This window comes from Shewanella sp. 0m-8, assembly GCF_052977265.1.
Genome location: NZ_JBRIMB010000048.1, coordinates 1 through 20,176 on the forward strand (window position 1 = coordinate 1; position 20,176 = coordinate 20,176).

The window sequence follows — 20,176 nt, forward strand, 5'->3', positions numbered from 1 at the left end:
AGGTCATTTCCAGGCGCCAAATTATTCTCGAAAGAGAAGCGATAAAGCCCGTTGCTAACGCAACGGGCTTTTTTCGTATATGCGAACGCTGAAAAGAGCCACTCCTTACGTCGCACCGTCGCTGTGCTTAGCCAGAATAGAGCTATCCGTTTTAGGAGGCTTATCCACTTAAGCTGGCAACGATGCCACTCTTGATGATAAAGAGTCGCCAGCGGTCGATAAATACTGCTTCAATATCGACACTCCTTACGTCGTCTGTCGCAGAGCTCTCGCTAAGCAATGACATCTTTATTCAAATTGGTAGAAGTGCTTTGTAATTTTACCTTTCAGGTGTAGGTTTAATGGAGCGGTTTATCCAGTCATACATTTCTAAGATTAAGAATAAATTCATGAAGAAAACACTACTTGCTTTAGTACTCGCCTCCATTGTTAGTCATGGTGCGAGTGCTTGTACCGGAATAACGTTATCGACTAGCAGTAATGATCAAATTCAGGCTCGTACTATCGAGTGGGGTCATAATGACCTTAATAGTAAACTCATTATCTCACCTCGAGATTATCAATATACGGCGATTATGCCCGATCAGAAAAAAGGCTTAACCTGGAACAGTAACTATGGTTTTGTGGGGATTTCAGTCAGTGATGATCGCTTTATTGCTGAAGGCATTAATGAGAAAGGTTTAAGTGCAGGGCTCTTTTATTTCCGCAATTACGGCTCGCTTTCCAAGTATGACCCAAAGCAAACTGACAATAACATTACGGATATGGATTTTGTACGCTGGATGTTGACTCGATTTGAGACTGTCGCTGAGGTTGAAGCTGCATTAGATAAAATTAAGATTGTCACAGTCTACTTTGACCAGCAGGGTAATCCTTCACCGACTGCGCATTGGCGGGTATCAGATAAGCAGGGCAATAGCATAGTGATTGAAATAATGGATCACGGCAAAATAAATATTCATAAAAATACGGCTAAGGTGCTAACTAACTCGCCAGATTATAATTGGCAAGTGACCAACCTTAATAATTATATCAATCTTCATCCTGGGATAAGTCCACCACAGAAAATTAATGGTGTAGAGGCGCAATCCTTTGGTGTTGGTTCTAACTTTGTGGGCCTTCCGGGTGATATCTCACCGCCATCTCGATTCGTTCGTGCAGCGTTTTACGTCAATAGCAGTCCTATGTTGAATAACGCTCAGCAGGCGGTGTCACAAGCTTTTCACATTTTGAATAACTTCGATATCCCAATTGGTAGTGAATTTAATGATAAATCCCACATTACTGATCTGCCGAGTGCGACTCAATGGACCTCGGTAATTGATCAGAGCAATGGTTTATTATTTTATAAAACCATGAATGACAGTGCGATAAAACGAGTTGATCTTAAGCAGCTTGATTTTAATGTTAAACAGGAACGCAAACAGCAGCTAGACAGTGGCCAATTTAGCTACCAAGAGGTGAGCGTTAACAACTAACCGCGAATAATGCTGATATCGGGTTTGAGCTTAGATACGGGTAAAAGCTGTTTAAATATAATAACCGACATAGAAAATCGATTAGGTTTTCATGCTTTATTTTATCGATTACTTCGAATGATATGTCAAAAAATATAGATCGAATGGTCTTAATTACTAGACATATTTATCTGGCTAGGTAGTCTAGGAGTCCTCAAACGGACGGAGGTACAATCATCCATGAACTTGGCAATTCTTTATTATGTTTATGATCCTATGTGTAGCTGGTGCTGGGGTTATAGGCAGACTTGGTTAGGACTGCAATCTAAGTTGCAAGTAGACTTTCCTGAACTCAATATTGAATATAGATTGGGCGGCCTAGCACCAGATAGTGATGAGCCTATGCCTGAAGAGATGCAGCAGTTTTTGGTGCAAACCTGGAGCAAAATTGCTTTGCAATTGGGCACAGCGTTTAATTTTGATTTTTGGCAGCAATGTAAGCCACGTCGTTCGACTTATCCGGCTTGCCGCGCAGCTTTACTGGCTCGAGAATCTGGCCTTGAAAAAGAGATGTTGCTCGCTATTCAACAGGCATATTATTTAGAGGCAAAGAACCCATCTGATGATGCCACTTTAGTTGAACTGGCGAACAAACTTGGGCTTGATAGTACGCAGTTTGCGATAGCGTTGAACAGTGATGAAACCAGGGCGATGTTAGAGGGGGAGCTAAACCGTACAAGGCACTTACCTATTCAAGGTTTCCCATCATTAGTTTTGTTAGTCAATGGCGAGTTATATTCGATTGAAATTGATTATCAAAATAACCAAAGCAGTTACCAGCAGATTGCTGCATTACTTGGCGAATAAACCTATTCAGCACAGCTAACTTGGTCGTCGCTGTCTATGGTCAACTCTAGGACTTTCATATATTGGTCGTGAGTAACGTAACCGCAGCGGCCATTAATGTGCTCCCCAGATGATAGTCGAATGCTGTATGCGTAGTCTCCGTCAGCTTGATCGGTATTGTAATGAATACGCATTGTTTGCGTAGGGGCAATATTATCAAATACTAAGTTATTGCTCGGCAGACTGACTTCGACTCGAGTTAAAATTTGTCCAGACTGATTAATGACCTTAACACTCGGCATAATAAATAGGTAAGTGTGATAGCCGATAAATAAACATATTGTTGAGAAAACCAGAAACAGTAAACCCGTTCGCATCCACTTTCCTTATCCTGACTCTAGGTCAAATTATTTATTCTTAGGTTCGCTAAGTATAGAAAAGGTTTGAGTTATTTCATTTAATTTAGCGGCTAATAATCACCGCTCAATTAGGTTTAACCGCGAGCGATGGTTAAATCCGAAATATAACCGTGTTCGGTGCTCTTTAAAGCGTGTTTTAGCATGCCTGCAGCTTCATCAGCACTCATAAAGTCGCTGGTATTGGCTTGTTTACCACTGGTAGGCCAAAAATCGGTGGCCATGCCCCCAGGGTAGACAGCAATTAATTTCATTGGACTATTCTTTAGCTCTAAACGTACCGACTCGACCAAGCCTCTGACAGCCCATTTTGCTGCGCAGTAGGTAGACTCTTCGGCTTTAGCGACTAACGCAGCGGTCGACATGACGATGACCACCGTCACAGCTTGGTCTTTATAGCGCTTAACAGCTTCACGTAGTAAGAAAGCTGCTGAGGTAACGTTGTTATTAAGCAGCGTTTGAATAGCCTCAGATGATTGTGTTTCGATGGGGCCAAAATAGCCACTGCCTGCACTATGGATGATCATTGAAGGTGTTTGCGGCAGAGAATCAAACAAGGCCTCAACAGCATTAGCGTTGCATAAATCGGTAGTTTGAGTCAGGCAAGGCTGATTAATAACGGCTGAAATGTGCTGTAAACGTTCGCTATTGCGGCCTGTGATACAAATTGGGCTTTCATCGCCGTATAGTTTGGCGAGCGCTGCGCCTAGTCCGCTACTTGCACCGGTAATGAGTATCATAGGGTTCCTTGTTAAATACTTAAGCTTTTGTATATATGCGTTTATTCTATCTCTAGAATGACTTGCTCAAAGTCGATATGTTGACCATCATCCACCAAAATGGCACTAATGATGCCCGCTTTATCAGCTGTAATATGGTTGCTCATCGTCATGGCTTCGATGGTGCACACGACCTCACCAAGCTTAACGTTTTGGCCGACTGTGCACAGCGGTGTGTGGCTATTTTTATCCGTGAGGTGAACGGTGCCAACCATAGGCGATAGCAGCTGATGTGTGTCGCTATCATCTGCACTGTTTGAGCTCACTGGGCGTGGTATTGCTGGGGCGACACTACTCGCTGGAGCGAGATATGCGTGTGTATTTGACTGCATCGGTACAGGGCTGTGGCGACAAATGCGCACCGACTCTTCACCTTCTTTAATTTCAAGTTCTGCAATATCAGACTCTTGCACTAACTCGATCAGTTTTTTGATTTTACGAATATCCATTAACTAGGTTGACCTTAATGTTTTTCAGTGGCAGTTAAGCGAGCTATAGCGGCTTGCAGTGCAAATTGATATCCCTGAGCGCCTAAGCCACAGATCACACCAATGGCTTTATCGGAAAAGTAAGAGTGGTGACGGAATGGCTCACGGCTGTGCACATTTGATAAATGAACCTCAATAAATGGAATGGCGACTCCAAGCAATGCATCTCTAAGCGCTACACTGGTGTGAGTAAAGGCGGCGGGGTTGATAATCACTATATCGGCATCGCTATTGTGAATAGCTTCAATCAGTAAGTGTTCGGCGTTTGATTGAATATGCTCTAATTGCACTCCGGCTTGAGTTGCACTCTGCTTGAGATCATCGACAATTTGATCCAGTGTATGATGACCATAGTGGCCAGGTTCACGGCGTCCGAGTAAATTTAAATTAGGACCATTAACTAATAAGATTTTTGCTTGGCTGCTCATGACAATTCCCTTGGAATACATTGTTGTGAACGCAGATTAATATGCGCTTATAGCGCTGATTTCAACAAAAAAACTGCTGCTTGTCGAACATTGTAGCTACATAGCCAAACTTTGTGAGTATTTCTCATCTCGACTCACCTCTTTCTACTTTGGCTTAAGGGCTAAAAGTTAGATTTATTTTGTCTCAGGGCCTTCGTCGCCCCTTTCTGTTTTTTTGTATCGACTCGGCGACGTTGGCTACCTTTAGTCGGTTTGGTCGCGATACGTTTTTTCTGCACAGCATTAACGCTGGCCACTAAAACGATAAACTGCTCAAGTGCGGTTTGGCGATTAAAATCCTGACTGCGGCTTTGCTGGCATTTAATGATGATTTTACCGCTTTTGGTAATGCGGTGATCCGCCTTAGCGAGTAAACGTTGCTGGTAATACTCAGGCAAAGAGGAACTTTTGATATCAAAAATAAGTTGTGCAGCCGTAGACACTTTATTGAGGTGCTGGCCTCCTGCGCCACTGGAGCGGATGAATTGCCACTCGAGTTCGCTGTCTTGAATCGATACTGAATTTGATATTTTTATTGTTGCCAAAGCAGTACGCCTATTTTGATGGTTTACCTGACGCGGAACTAGGCGTAGGCTCTTAAATTTCCTTTGCTCAATATTAACAGACTTTTAGCCGAAATAAGGGATGGTCTACTTTTCCTTCGCGGCGAGTTTGCTATTATCAAGCAATCATTACGTCATTATTGAGAATTACGGAGCCGATGTATGCTGTGTAAGATCCCTGATATTGCTAAGGGTGTGATCAGTTTATTTGCCAGTGGTCGCTTATCGACCCAGGATTACGGTCAGATCATGCAACCATTGATTGAGCGTTATCGCGACACAAGCGGTAAGATCTGTATCTATGTAGAAGCCGATGTTTTACTCGAGGGCTGGCAGCAGCAATCGTTAACAGGAAGCGGCGAAGTTCAGTTGCCAAATTTCGATGCCTTAGTGCTTGTCGGTGGTCCTGACTGGTTTGGTAATGCAGTGCGGCTCATGGGGCCATTTATGCAAGGTGAAGTGGCCTGGTATCCATTAGAACAAAAAGAGTTGGCTACACAATGGATCGCTGCTCGTACGGGCAATTAATCTTGGTATAATCGGGCAACATTCATTGCCGTATTTAAATAGAAGGATTTACAGATGTCTTTAACTAAACTGTCAGGGCTGTCATTGGTTTGTGCACTGGTATTTGGACTGAGCGCTTGTGCGCCAGAAGTTGGCAGCGAAGCTTGGTGTAAACAGATGAAAGAAAAGCCATCTGGAGACTGGACGGCTAACGAAGCGGCCGATTACGCTAAACACTGTGTATTTAAATAAATATCAACAGTTTAACCGACTCGCATTGAAAATGAGAGCAAGTTCACTAAGCGCTAGATAATATCTTGTTTACAGTGAACTTTAGTCTATTATGCGAGTCTTAATCGCTACAATACGTTTTTTGTTAGCTTTATAAACCGAATCAATAGGTGAAGTTTGCGTCTATTTAGTCCCCAGTCTCTTTATAAAATGGCAGCTGTGCTGATCGCCGTTGTCCTCCTGCAATTTGCAGGCGGCAATCTTGGCGCGCACCAGTTACATTTAGGGGATCACGAGGAAGAAAGCGCGCCACACCCACATCTCGAATTTATTGCAGATGTTATAACCTCTGCTCAATGTGTAGACTGTACCTGCCCAATTGAACAGCAAGTCGTTAATGTCGATGACACCGCACATAGTCATACAATCAATAAAACCGAATCGAAAAGTTTTGAGTTGTGCCTCGATTGCCCTTGTCACGGCGGTCACGTGACGGCAATGTCATTTGTCTCTATCGTGCCATCAGTACCTGTGAGCGATGAGCTAAATAGTATTAACGAGCAATACCTTCCCCCAGAGCAACTCCCGGATTACCGCCCCCCAATCGTTTAACCCTATAGGGGTTGAAATCGGCTAGGTGATTTTCACCTTCAGCGCTACATACGCTAAGCGCCAACTTCAGCTTCACTAAATCTTTATTACATTACTGTGTGGATCTTGCTATATCTCGCTTATTGACTCGATATTATTTGTGTCATCTGTGGGGTAAATCATGGGATCCATACTGACTCATATCGATTTACACCCGAGCGCATATTCATGCCATTGACACGACTGCAGCCTACATAGGCTAGGTGTTTTTTATCGCATAGGAGTGATGGCGTTCGGGTTGATAGGATCCACGATGAAAAAAACGATAATTGCCAGCCTGATACTCGGCCTTTTGGCAGGTTCAGTGACTAGGCTGCAAGCTGCGGACACTGAGCCTCAATTGCCCGAGTCTATGGCTCAAGCGCAAATTGGCGCCTCTACAAATAACATGGGGCAGTTTAACCATTGGCTTCCTGAGGTTATGCAACGCTTCAATAGTTTGCCAGAAGTGCAGGCTCAAGCTGCGCGCCGCCAACAGGCACAGTTAAACATGGCTGCGTCAGACAAGGCGGTTTATAACCCCGAGCTTGGTTTGGGTTACCAAAATGCCACCGATGACACTTATAGCCTAGATATCAGTCAGACTATCGATTGGGGCGATAAGCGTGGTGTTGCTACCCGTATAGCACAGCTTGAAAGCGAAATTTTACTGTCTACTATCACGCTAGAACGCAATCAGATGCTAGCCGAAAGATTGCAAGCGTTAGCTAATCAAAACCAGGCGCGTAAGGTGCTAGAGTTTCAAAAGCAGCAGTTCAATCGTGCCAAAGAGCAACTCGAAATTGCGCGTCAGCGCACCGAGGTGGGTGATATGTCGAGTGTTGAGTTGCAGTTAATGCAACTCGACGTTGCTAACAGCGCCGCTGATTACGCCTTGGGCGAGCAAGCATCAATTGCAGCAGATGGAGCCGTATTGGCATTGTTTGGTGAATTTGAACTGCCGTTTGAAGATTTTATTAATGCATTAACGCTACAAGCAAGTCGTTTAGAGGTATCACCAGAGCTGCCAGCACTTAAGAGTGCTTATCAACAAGTACTGGTTGCCAAAGTCGCAGTAGAACAAGCAAAGGCTGATGGTAGCGCCGATCCGAGTATTAGCCTTAGCGCAGAGCGTGAAGGTGACGAGAATAAGTTCGGTGTAGACGTGTCGATCCCTCTACAGATTAGAAATAACTATAGCGAAGCTATTGCTGTTGCTAATCAAGGTATTGTGATTGCAGAGCAAGCCTACCTTGCCGAAGAACGTGTGTTGTTACAGCAACAAAAGCAGTTTTCATTAAGCCTTCCTCGACTCACTGAGCGCTATAAAGATTGGAGTGATTTAGTCCTTACATCAGGTACTAAAGCGGCCAAATCATTGTCACAACAGTGGCAGGCTGGCGACATCAATACTAGCGATTACCTACAAAGCCAAAGACAGATGAGCAGCAGCTATATAGCGGGTCTAACGCTCGAATCAGCCCTGTATGAAAACTGGTTGAACTGGATGGGTGTAAGTGGGCAATTGGAAGGCTACCTCAATAGTCAGCTATCAACTCAAGGTGCCAATGTGGCAGCTCTTGAGCAGAGAAAATAAAGGCTTAGATGATGAAAACGACAAATAATTCAACGGTACAACAAGTGATGCTTAACAATATGAACAGCACTGTAAAATCGAGCGTATTCGGACTAAATGCAATTACTCGTGCAATGAGCTTTGGCTTTTTGATATCACTAACCACGGCGTTTTTATTGCCTACGATTGCAACCGCTGGCGATGACCATGACCACGGTGCTGAAGAGATCATTTTGATGAAAGTACAAGATGATGCTCACGAGCATAACGCCGAAGAAGCCAACGCCCATGGTGACAGCCACGATCACGACGCTGATCAAGCAAATGCACTGGATGACGGTCATGATCACGATGCAGAACAAGAGAATGCACAAGGTGATGGTCATGGACATGGTGCAGAAGAAGCTGAAGCAGAGGCTCATGGTATTAAATTGACCGCTGAGCAAAAGGCATTGGCGGGTATCGAAGTCGCTCAGTTGAGTGAGCAAACTTTTAGTCTAGAAGCTGTCGCTACAGCCACCTTGGTCGTGGATAGAGACAGAACCGTCACTATTGCTCCTCAGGTAGATGTTCGCATATTAAAAAGAAGCGTTGTTCCAGGGCAAGAAGTTAACAAGGGAGATGTACTGCTCACGCTAGGCGGCGTCGCCGTGGCTCAAGCGCAAGCTGACTATATTAATGCCGCAGCAGAGTGGAGCCGAGTGAAGCGCATGAGCGCTAGCGCTGTCAGCGCGAGTCGTCGCCTGCAAGCTCAAGTGGATGCCGAGCTTAAGCGTGCCACGTTAGAAGCGATGAAGATGACGCCAGCGCAGATTAAAGCCTTAGCTAATGCACCAGAAACCATAGGTAGTTATCAGTTGATTGCGCCGATTACTGGTCGTGTTCAGCAAGATATCGCCATGTTAGGCCAAATTATACCGGCAGGTACGGCGCTAATGCAGTTAACGGATGAGTCACACCTTTGGGTAGAAGCTGAGTTGACGCCAGTGCAAGCTGAAAATATCAGTATTGGTAGCAAAACAGTGGTCAAAGTTGGCGACAAGAGCATGGAAGGCACCATCATTGGTCGTTCACATGAGCTTGATAGCGTCACTCGTACTGAGCAGATCTTAGTGGCCTTTGAAAATGCAGGCCATGTGTTACATGCAGGTCAATTTGCTGAACTGTACCTTCCTGATGCTTCAGAAGGTGGGGTTATTTTACCTGATTCGGCGCTAACACGTAGTAGCGACGGTCACTGGCAGGTGTTCATCGAAGGCGCTGATGGTTTTGAAGCGATAGAGATTGAAGTGGTTGAGCGTCAGCGCGGCATGAACTTGGTGCGCGGTTTGGCGAAAGATGCTCAGGTTGTTGTGTCAGGTGCGTTTCTACTCGCCTCTGAGCAAGCTAAATCTGGTTTCGATATCCACAATCATTAAGAGGCTGCAGCTATGTTACAGAAACTCATAGACGTTGCCGTTCGCAACCGTCTGATGGTAGTGCTTGCGCTAATAGGCTTAGTTATTGCCAGTATCGCTATGCTACCAAAACTCAATTTAGATGCCTTTCCTGACGTAACCAACGTTCAGGTAACGGTTAATACTGCTGCCGAAGGCTTAGCGGCTGAAGAGGTTGAAAAGTTAATCAGTTACCCTGTTGAGTCGGCGATGTATGCCTTGCCTGCGGTGACTGAGGTTCGCTCACTTTCACGTACGGGTTTGTCGATTGTGACTGTGGTATTTGCTGAAGGCACTGATATTTATTTTGCGCGTCAGCAAGTCTTTGAGCAGTTACAGGCGGCACGCGAAATGATCCCCGACGGAGTTGGCGTACCTGAAATTGGCCCAAATACGTCAGGTCTTGGACAGATCTATCAGTACATCTTGCGTGCCACACCAGAGTCAGGAGTGAATGCTGCTGAACTGCGTAGTATCAACGACTACATGGTGAAACTTATCATGATGCCTGTGGGCGGCGTGACTGAAGTATTATCGTTTGGTGGTGAGGTACGTCAGTACCAAGTGCAAATAGAGCCAAACAAGCTATTGAGCTACGGCTTATCTATGGCGCAGGTCACTAGCGCGTTAGAGAGCAATAACCGCAACGCGGGTGGCTGGTTTATGGATCAGGGCCAGGAGCAATTAGTTGTACGTGGTTATGGTTTATTGCCTGCGGGCGATGCGGGTCTAAAAGCGATTGCACAAATCCCACTGACCGAAGTTGCCGGTACCCCTGTACGTGTGGGTGATATTGCTAAGGTCGATTACGGCAGTGAAATCCGCGTTGGTGCGGTGACAATGACGCGCCGTGACGAAGCGGGAAATACTCAAAATCTGGGTGAAGTGATTGCAGGTGTTGTACTTAAACGTATGGGTGCGAACACCAAAGAAACGATCGACGATATTAGCGATCGCACTGCAATGATTGAGCAGGCGCTACCTGATGGTGTGTCGTTTGAAGTCTTCTATGATCAAGCAGACCTTGTTAATCAAGCCGTTACTACGGTACGTGACGCGCTATTCATGGCGTTTATCTTTATCGTGGTGATCTTGGCGCTGTTCTTAGTCAACATCCGCGCGACCATGTTGGTACTACTGTCTATTCCTGTTTCTATCGGTCTTGCACTGTTAGTGATGTCTTACTTTGGTATGTCAGCAAACTTGATGTCATTGGGTGGCTTAGCGGTTGCCATTGGTATGCTGGTGGATGGCTCGGTGGTGATGGTAGAGAATATCTTCAAGCATCTCACTCAACCCGATAAACGCCACTTACTAAACGCTCAAAAGCGCGCTTCTGGTGAGGTAGATCCTTACCATAGCGATGAAGATGGCACTAAAAATAGCGTTCATGATGAATCTAGCGGTGGTATCGCTATGCGCGTCATGCTGGCGGCTAAAGAGGTATGTAGCCCAATTTTCTTCGCGACCGCGATCATCATCGTGGTGTTTGCACCCTTGTTTGCCCTTGAAGGTGTTGAGGGTAAGTTATTCCAGCCGATGGCGGTGAGTATTATTCTTGCGATGATCTCGGCATTGTTAGTTGCCTTGATTGCGGTACCTGCGCTTGCGGTATATCTATTTAAACGCGGCGTTGTACTACGAGAAAGTGCGGTGCTTAAGCCGATTGAGTCCGTTTACCGTAAACTATTAAGCATAACCATGGCACACCCTAAAGTGTTGGTGATTGCATCTGCTGTCATGTTTGCCATGAGCATGATGTTATTGCCAAGGTTAGGGACAGAGTTTGTACCTGAACTTGAAGAGGGCACCATTAACCTGCGTGTCACCCTTGCTCCTACGGCAAGTCTTAGCACGTCACTGGATGTTGCCCCAAAGCTTGAGGCGATTCTGCTTGAATTCCCTGAAGTGGATTACGCCCTAAGCCGTATTGGTGCTGCTGAGTTAGGTGGCGACCCTGAACCTGTTAACAACATCGAGATCTATATCGGATTGAAACCGGTTGATGAATGGGTAAGCGCGGAAAATCGCTTTGAACTGCAACGTAAGATGGAAGAAAAACTTAACGTCTATCCAGGGTTACTGTTTACCTTCTCCCAGCCCATTGCGACTCGCGTCGATGAACTGTTGTCAGGTGTTAAAGCCCAGCTAGCGATTAAGATTTTTGGACCCGACTTAGATGTATTATCTGAGCGCGGCCAAGTGCTGACCGATTTAGTCTCACAGATCCCAGGTGCGGTAGACGTATCACTGGAGCAGGTCAGTGGTGAGGCGCAATTAGTTGTTCGCCCTAAGCGTGATCAACTGGCTCGCTATGGCATTAGTGTTGATGAAATCATGGCGCTGGTTAGCCAGGGTATTGGTGGCGGGAGTGCAGGCCAAGTTATCGATGGTAATGCGCGTTACGATATTTACGTGCGTTTAGCTGAGCAATATCGTAGCTCTCCAGATGTGTTAGAAAACTTGCTATTGACGGGCGTCAGCGGTGCTACGGTTCGTCTTGGTGAAGTCGCCGATGTTGTGATTGAGATGGCACCACCTAACATTCGTCGTGATGATGTTCAGCGCCGCGTTGTGGTGCAGGCTAACGTTTCTGATCGTGACATGGGCTCAGTGGTCAATGATATTTACGCCATCGTGCCTCAGGCTGAACTTCCACCGGGTTACACAGTAGTTGTGGGCGGTCAGTATGAGAACCAGCAGCGTGCTCAGCAAAAGTTAATGTTGGTCGTACCTATCTCTATCGGTTTGATTGCACTGCTACTGTATTTCTCTTTTGGCTCAGTAAAGCAAGTTGGCTTGATTATGGCCAACGTACCGCTGGCCTTAATTGGTGGTGTGGTTGCACTGTTTGTCAGCGGCACTTATCTGTCGGTGCCTAGCTCTATTGGTTTTATCACCTTGTTTGGGGTGGCGGTGCTAAACGGAGTGGTATTGGTCGACTCTATTAATCAACGTCGAGCCAGCGTTAAAGAAGAGACCGACGAGACGCTCTATGATGCGGTTTATGAAGGCACGGTAGGGCGTTTACGCCCAGTACTGATGACGGCACTAACCTCAGCATTAGGCCTTATTCCAATCCTGATTTCGTCAGGAGTAGGAAGTGAGATCCAGCAGCCGCTAGCCGTGGTGATTATCGGTGGTCTCTTTAGTTCGACAGCGCTGACCTTATTAGTATTACCGACGCTTTACCGTTGGTTATATCAAGGGCGCAAGTAATACCTTTGAATATCTGGTGCTCATTGCAGCACCGATATTCAAGCAAGTTTAATCTTTTGAACCTCCATTATGGATAATGGAGAAGGCTTGAGAAATAACGCTGACGCATTAGTCTGCCATCAGCGTTATCTCTTGCTTTTTAGCTACGGTTTGCAAGTTGTTAATACAGCGCTTTAGTTATTAAGGGGCGAGTCATATGAAATGTTTTTATTCCATAATGATGCTTGCGGTTATGCCTAACCACCTTAATGAATAAAGTGCCAGCATGGCTGGCATATTTAGTACGCGGAGCGGGATCGCTCCGCATTTTCTAGGCTGTTTATGCTTATGTGGATGATTGTATTGATTTCATGTGTAGACAGATTCTAATAGCATATACACGATGTTAAGTGATAGGCGGTATCATGGCTGATACTCTTTTTAAATTGTAGAGACTTATATGTGAACAGCAAAAGAGAGGCTTGGCAAATAGCTGAAAGTGAGTCTTCTACATTACGTTTTAGGACGGTTAACTAGAATCAAATTGCGTCTCAAATACTCGTTTACAGTCGAACACTCAAGAGTTGAGCTATTGGCCCGCAGAGCGACTCCCCTTTAAAGGCTCTACTTTAAAACTATTCTTCAAAGGCTACCTTTTAAAGACTCCGATTCAAAAACTATCCTTTAACTTCGTCTTAAAAAGCTACCCATCAAAAATCCCCTCTGTAAAACCTACTGTAGCGATCATTATTTAGCTTACGCTGATGATAACGCTGTAATCTCAACTATCTTTGATGGAGTGAGCCAAAATGCATTTATAGAGTGAATCAAAGTGGGCTGACTTAGTTTATGCATTCTAAAGTAATCATCGCCATAGGGAGATAAGGGATGTTAGCGAGCCGATTGTGGAAGATCACCGGGCTAGGCGTACGCCGATTTGTAGGCTTGAGCTTGTTTGTTGCATCGATGGCGACGGCAAATCCTTGGGAAGCCGTGGGTACCACTTATGGTACTCAAGCCAGTGCCATTGGCAGTTATGCCAATGGGTGTTTGAAGGGGGCTCAAGCGCTGCCACTGGTTGGCAAAGGTTATCAGGTTATTCGTACCGCAAGACAGCGTTATTATGGTCACCCCAGTCTGATACGATTTATAGAGGGTTATGCTACCAAGCTTAATCAGCAAGGCTTCAGTGATATTTTGGTCGCCGACATGTCGATGCCAAGGGGCGGCAATTTTACTAAGGGACATAGCAGTCATCAGATAGGGCTAGATGTTGATATTTGGTTGAAGCAAACGAGTCAGCCGTTAACAGAGGCTGAGCGTGAGCAGCCTACCCCCCTTAAATTGGTCAATAAGAAGCAGTTCAAACTTGATACTCAGGTATGGTCTAAGGCGCATACTCAAATGCTAAAGCTGGCCTCAGAAGATGAACGTGTTGCAAGGATATTTGTCAGCCCCGTGATTAAGCAACACCTTTGTGATCTGCGCTTAGCTAATGATTCCTGGCTGAATAAGGTTCGTCCTTGGTGGGGCCATACCTATCATATGCACGTTAGACTGAGTTGCCCTGATGATAACCCTTTTTGCCGAGATCAAGCGGCGATCCCCAGCGGCAATGGCTGTGGTGAGCTGGGCTGGTGGAAACAACAGTTGACTCAAACTCAGGTTGAAAAACCGAAACCGCTTGCGTCTAAATCAACTGCGACAGCAGAAGCTAAGCCAAAAAGCAAAAAAGCTAAGGTTAAACCTAAGCAGTGTTCGGTGATGGTCGCGGCAAAGTAGTAGTGATTTAATATGTTAATTTGCCCGTAAAAAGCCCCTCGCAGTTATCCGCAAAGGGCTTTTTAATGCGCTTAATCTTCTAAGCCATCACTGAAGTGCTTAAACCTTATGCTGCCGATAACGCTAGGCGCAACATAATTTAATGATTGAGCGCATAGCCGCCTTTAAGGTGCGAGATCTGCTCGAAGCCTAATCTTTGCATCGCTTGTGCAGCGATCATCGAGCGGCTACCGCTGCGACATACCAGTACCCAAGGTTTGTCTTTTTGGTGTTGATGTTCTTGAATAAACTGTACTAGCCGAGTCAAAGGCACATTTTTATTTGAGCCATCGGCATGGTTGAGAGCATATTCATGGGGCTCGCGGATATCGATTATCCGTACCTGACTATCATTATGCATCGCTGCCGCTAGGCTATTGGAGTCATATTCTTTGATGGCAGACTTATCACAGCTGCCCACGTAGGCACCGCACATAATTTCTGTCCCCACTTCATCATTTAGGTGGCTATCGAGCTGCGCTTTACGCACCACAAAGTCCGCTTCAGATATTTGCTGCGTTAATACCGCGTTAAGCAGCGAATTACGCATCATCTCTGCGCTGAGATTGGTGGTGAACTCATTATTGTAGTCATGGCTTGCGCAAATGAGCGTATCGGGACTGAGGCTGTTATTGAGTCGTTTTAGGCTGCTAAACAGCGCCGAACTTGAGCTCGAATCAAAATTGGTTCGACCTAGACTTCCCATTAAAATCGTGTCGCCAGTAAAAGCATACTGAACCTGCAGTTGCTCACCTTGCTCACCTTGCTCACCTTGCTCACCTTGCTCACCTTGCTCACCTTGCTCAGCTGCACAGAGGAGTAAGCTTATGCTATCGCTGGTGTGACCCGGAGTCGGCACTTTTATTAATTGCTGTGAGCCGATCGTAATCGCCTCATACTCCCCGCCAAATTGCTCGATGGTTTGGCTCTGATAAGGCCAGCCTAAAATATCGCTATCTTGCTCGGCTAAGTAACGGTTAGCTAAGACTTCACGCCCAGACACATGATCGGCATGTCCGTGGGTGTCGATAATCGCAACAGGGGTGAGTTGCTGGCATTGCAGCAGTGTATCAAGTCGGCATTGCAGCTCTGGGAGCGGGTCAATAATGATTGCTTGTTTACTAACTTTATCAGCATAAACCCAAGTGCAACTAGCGCCAGAACGCAGCTGTAATAAGCCATCTAACTCGGCTTTGTCTGTCGTATCATTCGCGATGTCGACAACTAAGCAGCTTTGGGTTAAGGCTTGAGAGGCCATTTTGATGCGCTCACAAGCAGTGTCTACATCAGCTTGGGTCATGGCTGGCCCGAAAGACATTCGAATGGCAGACTCGCTTTGCCAAGCAGGTAACCCCATGGCATCGAGTACAAAGCTGCGGGTGACCTTAGAACTGCAGGCTGAGCCTGAGCTGACACGAATATTAGCGGCATCAAAGAGGTCCATGATCTCTTTGCTACTGAAGTTAGGTACGGCAAAGTTAATTGTCGTTGGCACACTATGTTCAAAACTATTATTAAACACCACCTGCGGAAAACACTGAGTCAAGGTATCTGCAAGCTGCTGTCTGTAGTTGTGTAGTGCCTCGTTGTTACTAAACGCAGAGTGTTGGTTAGGTAGTAGCATCTTAAATATCACGTCAAGTGCGGCCATCCCTGGTAGGTTCTCAGTGCCTGAGCGTAAACCACTTTCTTGGCCTCCTCCTGCAATAAAAGGCGTGAAAGGTGCACCTTCTCGGATATAAACAAAACCTATCCCCTTTGGTGCGTAGAGCTTATGGCCGCTAAATGGCGCGTAATCAATGCTTGTTTGTTCAAGATTGAGTGCCGTTTTACCTAGGGCTTGCACACAGTCGACCATCCAAAATATAGCAGGATTACTGCTACGGATAGTATGCTCTAACTGTTGTAGGTCTTGAAATACGCCAGTCTCATTATTAACAGCCATGGTACAAATCATCAGCGCACTGGGAGCTTGTTGGCGAATAACATCATGATCGAGTAGGCCAAAACGATCGACTGGAATAGCTTTTACCTCAGCTGGTATATCTAGCACCTTAAGCCAATGTTTGAGAGATTCGGGCACCGCTTTATGCTCGGTGGCGCCATAGAGTACGCTGTAGCTTTTCCCCGCTTGTATCTGAGTCTTCGCCGCAATCAGCGCTGAAAGGATCGAGGTTTGGATCCCTTCTGTTGCACCACTGGTAAAGATGAGCTTACCCGCACCACTACCGAGTAACTGTTGCGCGTGTTGACGGGTTTGCTCCATCAGATTTTTGGCTTTTAGGCCTGTGATATGGCTGCTACTTGGATTACCAAACAAGGTTTCCATGGCTGATAGCGCAGCGGCTGCAGCTTCAGGTAAGACTGGTGTAGTGGCATTAGCGTCAAGATAGATTTGAGTTAACTCATTTAGTTTATTCATTATTTATGGCTCTTATTTTTATAATTGTGCCGTTAAAATACTGTTATTCTTTTTTGGTATAACTAATTCTGCTTGGCTATATTAGCAGCTTGGTAATAATGATCAAGATCACGAATTTGACAGCTTGAGTTATGGCTAATGTGAAGAGGAGAGCTTATCGCTAATAAAAAAGCGCCCGATTGGGCGCTTGTTAGAATTGATGAGAGTTCGGGCTTGAGACGACACGCTTACTCATTGATATTCGCTTTTACCTGTTCGATAAGGTTTGCCCATTGAGGGTAGTCAGCTAAGGCTTGAGTTAGCTCGCCCCAAGGTGCCATCACTTTTTGTTGATAAGCAATAGAGTCGCTGTGGCCGTTCTTTAATAGATAAAGGTAGTAAAACGCAGATGCCCGATAGTTTGCCGCGCAGTGCACTAAGATCTGCTTATCTTGATTAGCCTCCATGATGCTAAAGAAGTGGCCAACATCATCTATTGTTGGGTTTTGCCAATCAACATTAATTCCTTCATAGTCCATACCAGCTTGAGTGACCAGCTCAGCTTCATTGGAGTACCCGTTAGGGTTTTCTGTTGGGATTAAGTTGATCACCAACTCGATACCTGATGCTTTTAGCGCTGGAAATTCAGACTTCTTAGGTAGACCGGACGTTATGACCTTGCCATCATTAAATTGTATCGCTTTTATTTGTTGTAGTTCGTCAGGCGTGATGGAAGCCATAGCGAATGGGCTGAGAAAGCTAAGTTGCAAAACAATGAGTAAATTGACAAAGCGCATTATTCTATCCTTGAAATATTGATACTGACTGCTATTAAACCTTAACTTTAATGACCACTTTTCTCACCTTATTTGCGTTAGCACCAGTGCCTGGCATATGGATGTCACCAGGGAAAAACAAGGCAAACATACCTGCTTTTAGTGGAATAAAAGCGGCGTCATCTTTATTCGATTCATAATCAAAATTAGCGTAGTCGTGTTCGCCATAGTATGGCTTCGACGGGGTTTGGTTAGCTAAAGGTAGGTAACCGAACTCCTCTTCGCCACTCACTACATATTGCACATCAATATACTGGTGGTGGACTTCAAATGCTTCAAGTTCTTTAGGCTGGGTCTGGTAGTCATTAACGATAACAAACAAGTTCTTGCCTTCGAGTTCATATTTACCTACTTCAAGCAGGCTAAAATCGGTCGTTGCAAGATGCTCAAGGGCTTTAGCAATTTGTGGGTTAATCGCAGCATAGATGTCGCGGTTCGCTAACGTATCAACAATCATGATGTTTGCTCGCAGTGGTCGAATCTGACCAATTAATTAGTTAGACAAAAGCACGCCAATAGACGCACCGTTTATAGGGCGAAGTGTAACGCTAACTTAAGTTAGGCGATACAAGATAATACTTCCTGTTGCGTCGATTAAGCATCAAGTTTAGGGTATGACGTAGACTGATTGAAACTGAAAATAATTAACCGAATAAGGATGAGTGTGTCTGCATTACGATTTATCGCCGGGCCAAAGGCTTTTAACACTCTGAGCGAGAATGGATTTAAACCTGAACTGTTTTCACGCTTGCTGGCAGCCTCGGGCGGGCCTAAGTGGATCGGTATTGCTGGGCTCGACCGCTATCTTTTTACCGAGTTCTTTAAAGACTTAAATCAGCCGCTGCATACTCTCGGCGCTTCATCGGGGGCGTGGCGACTGGCATGTCTAGCGCAAGCTAATCCGCAATCAGCTTATGACCGATTAGAAGCGCTTTACATTGGTCAGCGTTACGATACTAAACCGACAGCAAAAGAGGTCTCTACTCAGGTTGCAGGCATTATAGAGGGATTATTGGGGAGTCGCGGTGCGGTTGAGATTGCTGGACATGAACAGATCAATAGCCATTACATTGCGTGTCAGGCAAGGCACCTTAACCAGATGGGTGGACGTGGACCATTAGCTTTGGGGCTAGCGACTGCTGCCATGACCAATTTTGTTAATCGAAAGAGCCTATCTTGGCACTTTAAGCGCTGCGTTTTTGGTGTTGATAAAAAGTGCTCCCCTTATGCCGACCTTAACGATCTGCCGAGTCAGTTTTACTCGTTATCAGAAGCTAATATGCATCAAGTCTTGTTAGCGACAGGCTCTATCCCTTTGGTGCTGTCTCCGGTTACCCAAATTGAGGGGGCGCCCAAAGGGCACTATTACGATGGTGGCATTACTGATTATCACTTTGACTTGCCCTTACAACAGAGTTCAGGCCTTACTTTATACCCACATTTCTACCCTAACATGTCACCGGGCTGGTTTGATAAGTCCTTGTCTTGGCGGTTGGCGAAAGCCAATTATGACAATGCACTTATCTTGGCTCCCACTCAGAATTACTTGCAGGGTTTGCCCTATGGCAAGTTACCCGATAGAGAAGACTTTAAGTACTTAGACACTGATAGCCGAATTAAGTATTGGCGTCAATCCGTGGCGATTAGCCAAGTATTAGCTGATGATTTAGCTGATGTTATAGCTAAAGGGACCTTACTACAGCGGATTGAGAGGTTATAGCCTATCTGCATGTTTGTGTAATAAAGCCCATCGTTTTCCTGTCTATTAGGTAGGGAGAGCTTGGTGTTGTGTGCTGGCTGAAATTTGTTCAGCTGCTACACTTTAGCTTTATTGACATAAGTCAAAATACTGTGGCCTACCTATTAAAGGGGGGAGGTTATTATGCAGACACAAGAAATGGCGTTATTAACCCATGACACCTTGTTGTTACCCGAAGGGCGTTTGGAGATCCGTGTGATCGATCCACGCTATCTGAGCATGATCGCTGAGATCCTCAAAGGTCATTACCCGCTTGTTTTTGGAGTGGGGAGGGAAAATAGTAGCTTACCTTGCTATGAGACGGCGACTCAATGTGAAGTGATCGATTTTAATCTGCTTGATGATGACTCTTTAGGTTTAGTGATTGAGGGTAAGCAAAGAGTGAGAGTACTGTCGGCTGCGCAACGAAAAGATGGTATTTGGATCAGTCGCGTACTACGTAGCAATAATTGGCAACATGAGCCCATTTATGGTGAGTTTGAGTTAATTAGCGCCGCCCTAGAGCAGTTTTATGAAGTTAACCCGGATCTATTTGGTTTGTATGAAAATGACGTCCACCTTGAAGATGCGTCTTGGGTGAGTCAGCGCTGGTTAGAGGTGCTGCCTCTTTATAATCAAGACAAGCTGCGCTTACTTGACCAGCCAAATTGCCACAAGACAATGAATTTTGTGCTGGAGTTAATTAAATCCCATGCTAGAGATAATCAGCACTCTTAAGTCATTTTGATAATAGGCACTTTTTAGTCGATTTTGATAATAGACTGC

General features: G+C 45.4%; 20 protein-coding genes. 11 read left to right on the forward strand and 9 right to left on the reverse strand.

Going from position 1 to position 20,176, the window contains the following annotated elements:
- Window positions 1–160: 160 nt before the first annotated feature.
- Complete coding sequence (locus tag ACVBIO_RS17675; RefSeq protein ID WP_447162354.1) at window positions 161–286, reverse strand: hypothetical protein; 126 nt, start codon at window positions 284–286, stop codon at window positions 161–163.
- A 103-nt stretch (window positions 287–389) separates the two neighbouring features.
- On the opposite strand from ACVBIO_RS17675, the gene ACVBIO_RS17680 reads away from it, so the two are divergent.
- Both ACVBIO_RS17680 and ACVBIO_RS17685 read left to right on the forward strand, forming a co-directional pair.
- On the forward strand, window positions 390–1,478 hold the full coding sequence (locus ACVBIO_RS17680) for a linear amide C-N hydrolase (protein ID WP_447173120.1): 1,089 nt from the start codon (window positions 390–392) through the stop codon (window positions 1,476–1,478).
- 219 nt (window positions 1,479–1,697) lie between these two features.
- Window positions 1,698–2,324, forward strand: a complete 627-nt coding sequence (locus ACVBIO_RS17685; RefSeq protein WP_447164553.1) for a DsbA family protein — start codon at window positions 1,698–1,700, stop codon at window positions 2,322–2,324.
- 2 nt (window positions 2,325–2,326) lie between these two features.
- Here ACVBIO_RS17685 and ACVBIO_RS17690 read toward each other — a convergent pair whose 3' ends face one another.
- From ACVBIO_RS17690 to arfB, 5 genes are all read right to left on the reverse strand, one after another.
- Entirely contained in the window at window positions 2,327–2,680 is a 354-nt protein-coding gene (locus ACVBIO_RS17690; protein ID WP_447164554.1) for a hypothetical protein, read from the reverse strand.
- A 116-nt stretch (window positions 2,681–2,796) separates the two neighbouring features.
- The gene (locus tag ACVBIO_RS17695; protein ID WP_447162358.1) at window positions 2,797–3,459 is read right to left on the reverse strand and encodes an SDR family NAD(P)-dependent oxidoreductase; all 663 of its coding nucleotides are present in this window, start codon (window positions 3,457–3,459) and stop codon (window positions 2,797–2,799) included.
- A gap of 41 nt (window positions 3,460–3,500) precedes the next feature.
- Window positions 3,501–3,947 (reverse strand): acetyl-CoA carboxylase biotin carboxyl carrier protein, encoded by a 447-nt coding sequence (gene accB, locus ACVBIO_RS17700; RefSeq protein ID WP_447162359.1) that lies wholly within the window; start codon window positions 3,945–3,947, stop codon window positions 3,501–3,503.
- Window positions 3,948–3,961: 14 nt separating this feature from the next.
- Window positions 3,962–4,414 (reverse strand): type II 3-dehydroquinate dehydratase, encoded by a 453-nt coding sequence (aroQ, locus tag ACVBIO_RS17705; protein ID WP_447164557.1) that lies wholly within the window; start codon window positions 4,412–4,414, stop codon window positions 3,962–3,964.
- 161 nt (window positions 4,415–4,575) lie between these two features.
- Window positions 4,576–4,998 (reverse strand): alternative ribosome rescue aminoacyl-tRNA hydrolase ArfB, encoded by a 423-nt coding sequence (gene arfB, locus ACVBIO_RS17710; RefSeq protein WP_447162361.1) that lies wholly within the window; start codon window positions 4,996–4,998, stop codon window positions 4,576–4,578.
- 180 nt (window positions 4,999–5,178) lie between these two features.
- Here arfB and ACVBIO_RS17715 point away from each other — a divergent pair, with 180 nt between their 5' ends.
- From ACVBIO_RS17715 to mepA, 7 genes are all read left to right on the forward strand, one after another.
- On the forward strand, window positions 5,179–5,544 hold the full coding sequence (locus ACVBIO_RS17715) for an STAS/SEC14 domain-containing protein (protein ID WP_447162362.1): 366 nt from the start codon (window positions 5,179–5,181) through the stop codon (window positions 5,542–5,544).
- Between the two features lie 54 nt (window positions 5,545–5,598).
- The gene (locus tag ACVBIO_RS17720; RefSeq protein ID WP_447162363.1) at window positions 5,599–5,775 is read left to right on the forward strand and encodes a DUF3012 domain-containing protein; all 177 of its coding nucleotides are present in this window, start codon (window positions 5,599–5,601) and stop codon (window positions 5,773–5,775) included.
- A 189-nt stretch (window positions 5,776–5,964) separates the two neighbouring features.
- Entirely contained in the window at window positions 5,965–6,366 is a 402-nt protein-coding gene (locus tag ACVBIO_RS17725) for a hypothetical protein (RefSeq protein ID WP_447162382.1), read from the forward strand.
- A 292-nt stretch (window positions 6,367–6,658) separates the two neighbouring features.
- Complete coding sequence (locus ACVBIO_RS17730; protein WP_447173121.1) at window positions 6,659–7,981, forward strand: TolC family protein; 1,323 nt, start codon at window positions 6,659–6,661, stop codon at window positions 7,979–7,981.
- Window positions 7,982–7,992: 11 nt separating this feature from the next.
- Complete coding sequence (locus ACVBIO_RS17735) at window positions 7,993–9,378, forward strand: efflux RND transporter periplasmic adaptor subunit (RefSeq protein WP_447173122.1); 1,386 nt, start codon at window positions 7,993–7,995, stop codon at window positions 9,376–9,378.
- A gap of 12 nt (window positions 9,379–9,390) precedes the next feature.
- Window positions 9,391–12,615: an efflux RND transporter permease subunit gene (locus ACVBIO_RS17740; RefSeq protein ID WP_447173123.1), complete on the forward strand. Its 3,225-nt coding sequence runs from the start codon at window positions 9,391–9,393 to the stop codon at window positions 12,613–12,615.
- Window positions 12,616–13,482: 867 nt separating this feature from the next.
- Entirely contained in the window at window positions 13,483–14,376 is an 894-nt protein-coding gene (mepA, locus tag ACVBIO_RS17745) for a penicillin-insensitive murein endopeptidase (protein WP_447170352.1), read from the forward strand.
- A 139-nt stretch (window positions 14,377–14,515) separates the two neighbouring features.
- On the opposite strand, the gene ACVBIO_RS17750 is transcribed toward mepA, so the two are convergent.
- The 3 genes from ACVBIO_RS17750 to ACVBIO_RS17760 form a co-directional block, all read right to left on the reverse strand.
- On the reverse strand, window positions 14,516–16,837 hold the full coding sequence (locus tag ACVBIO_RS17750) for an aminotransferase class V-fold PLP-dependent enzyme (protein ID WP_447173124.1): 2,322 nt from the start codon (window positions 16,835–16,837) through the stop codon (window positions 14,516–14,518).
- Window positions 16,838–17,064: 227 nt separating this feature from the next.
- On the reverse strand, window positions 17,065–17,613 hold the full coding sequence (locus ACVBIO_RS17755) for a protein tyrosine phosphatase family protein (protein WP_447173125.1): 549 nt from the start codon (window positions 17,611–17,613) through the stop codon (window positions 17,065–17,067).
- Window positions 17,614–17,647: 34 nt separating this feature from the next.
- Complete coding sequence (locus tag ACVBIO_RS17760) at window positions 17,648–18,109, reverse strand: YhcH/YjgK/YiaL family protein (protein ID WP_447173126.1); 462 nt, start codon at window positions 18,107–18,109, stop codon at window positions 17,648–17,650.
- A 207-nt stretch (window positions 18,110–18,316) separates the two neighbouring features.
- Here ACVBIO_RS17760 and ACVBIO_RS17765 point away from each other — a divergent pair, with 207 nt between their 5' ends.
- Together ACVBIO_RS17765 and ACVBIO_RS17770 are read left to right on the forward strand one after the other, a co-directional pair.
- Window positions 18,317–19,372, forward strand: a complete 1,056-nt coding sequence (locus ACVBIO_RS17765) for an alpha/beta hydrolase (RefSeq protein ID WP_447162371.1) — start codon at window positions 18,317–18,319, stop codon at window positions 19,370–19,372.
- A gap of 162 nt (window positions 19,373–19,534) precedes the next feature.
- The gene (locus tag ACVBIO_RS17770) at window positions 19,535–20,128 is read left to right on the forward strand and encodes an LON peptidase substrate-binding domain-containing protein (RefSeq protein ID WP_447164563.1); all 594 of its coding nucleotides are present in this window, start codon (window positions 19,535–19,537) and stop codon (window positions 20,126–20,128) included.
- The last annotated feature ends 48 nt before the right edge of the window (window positions 20,129–20,176 follow it).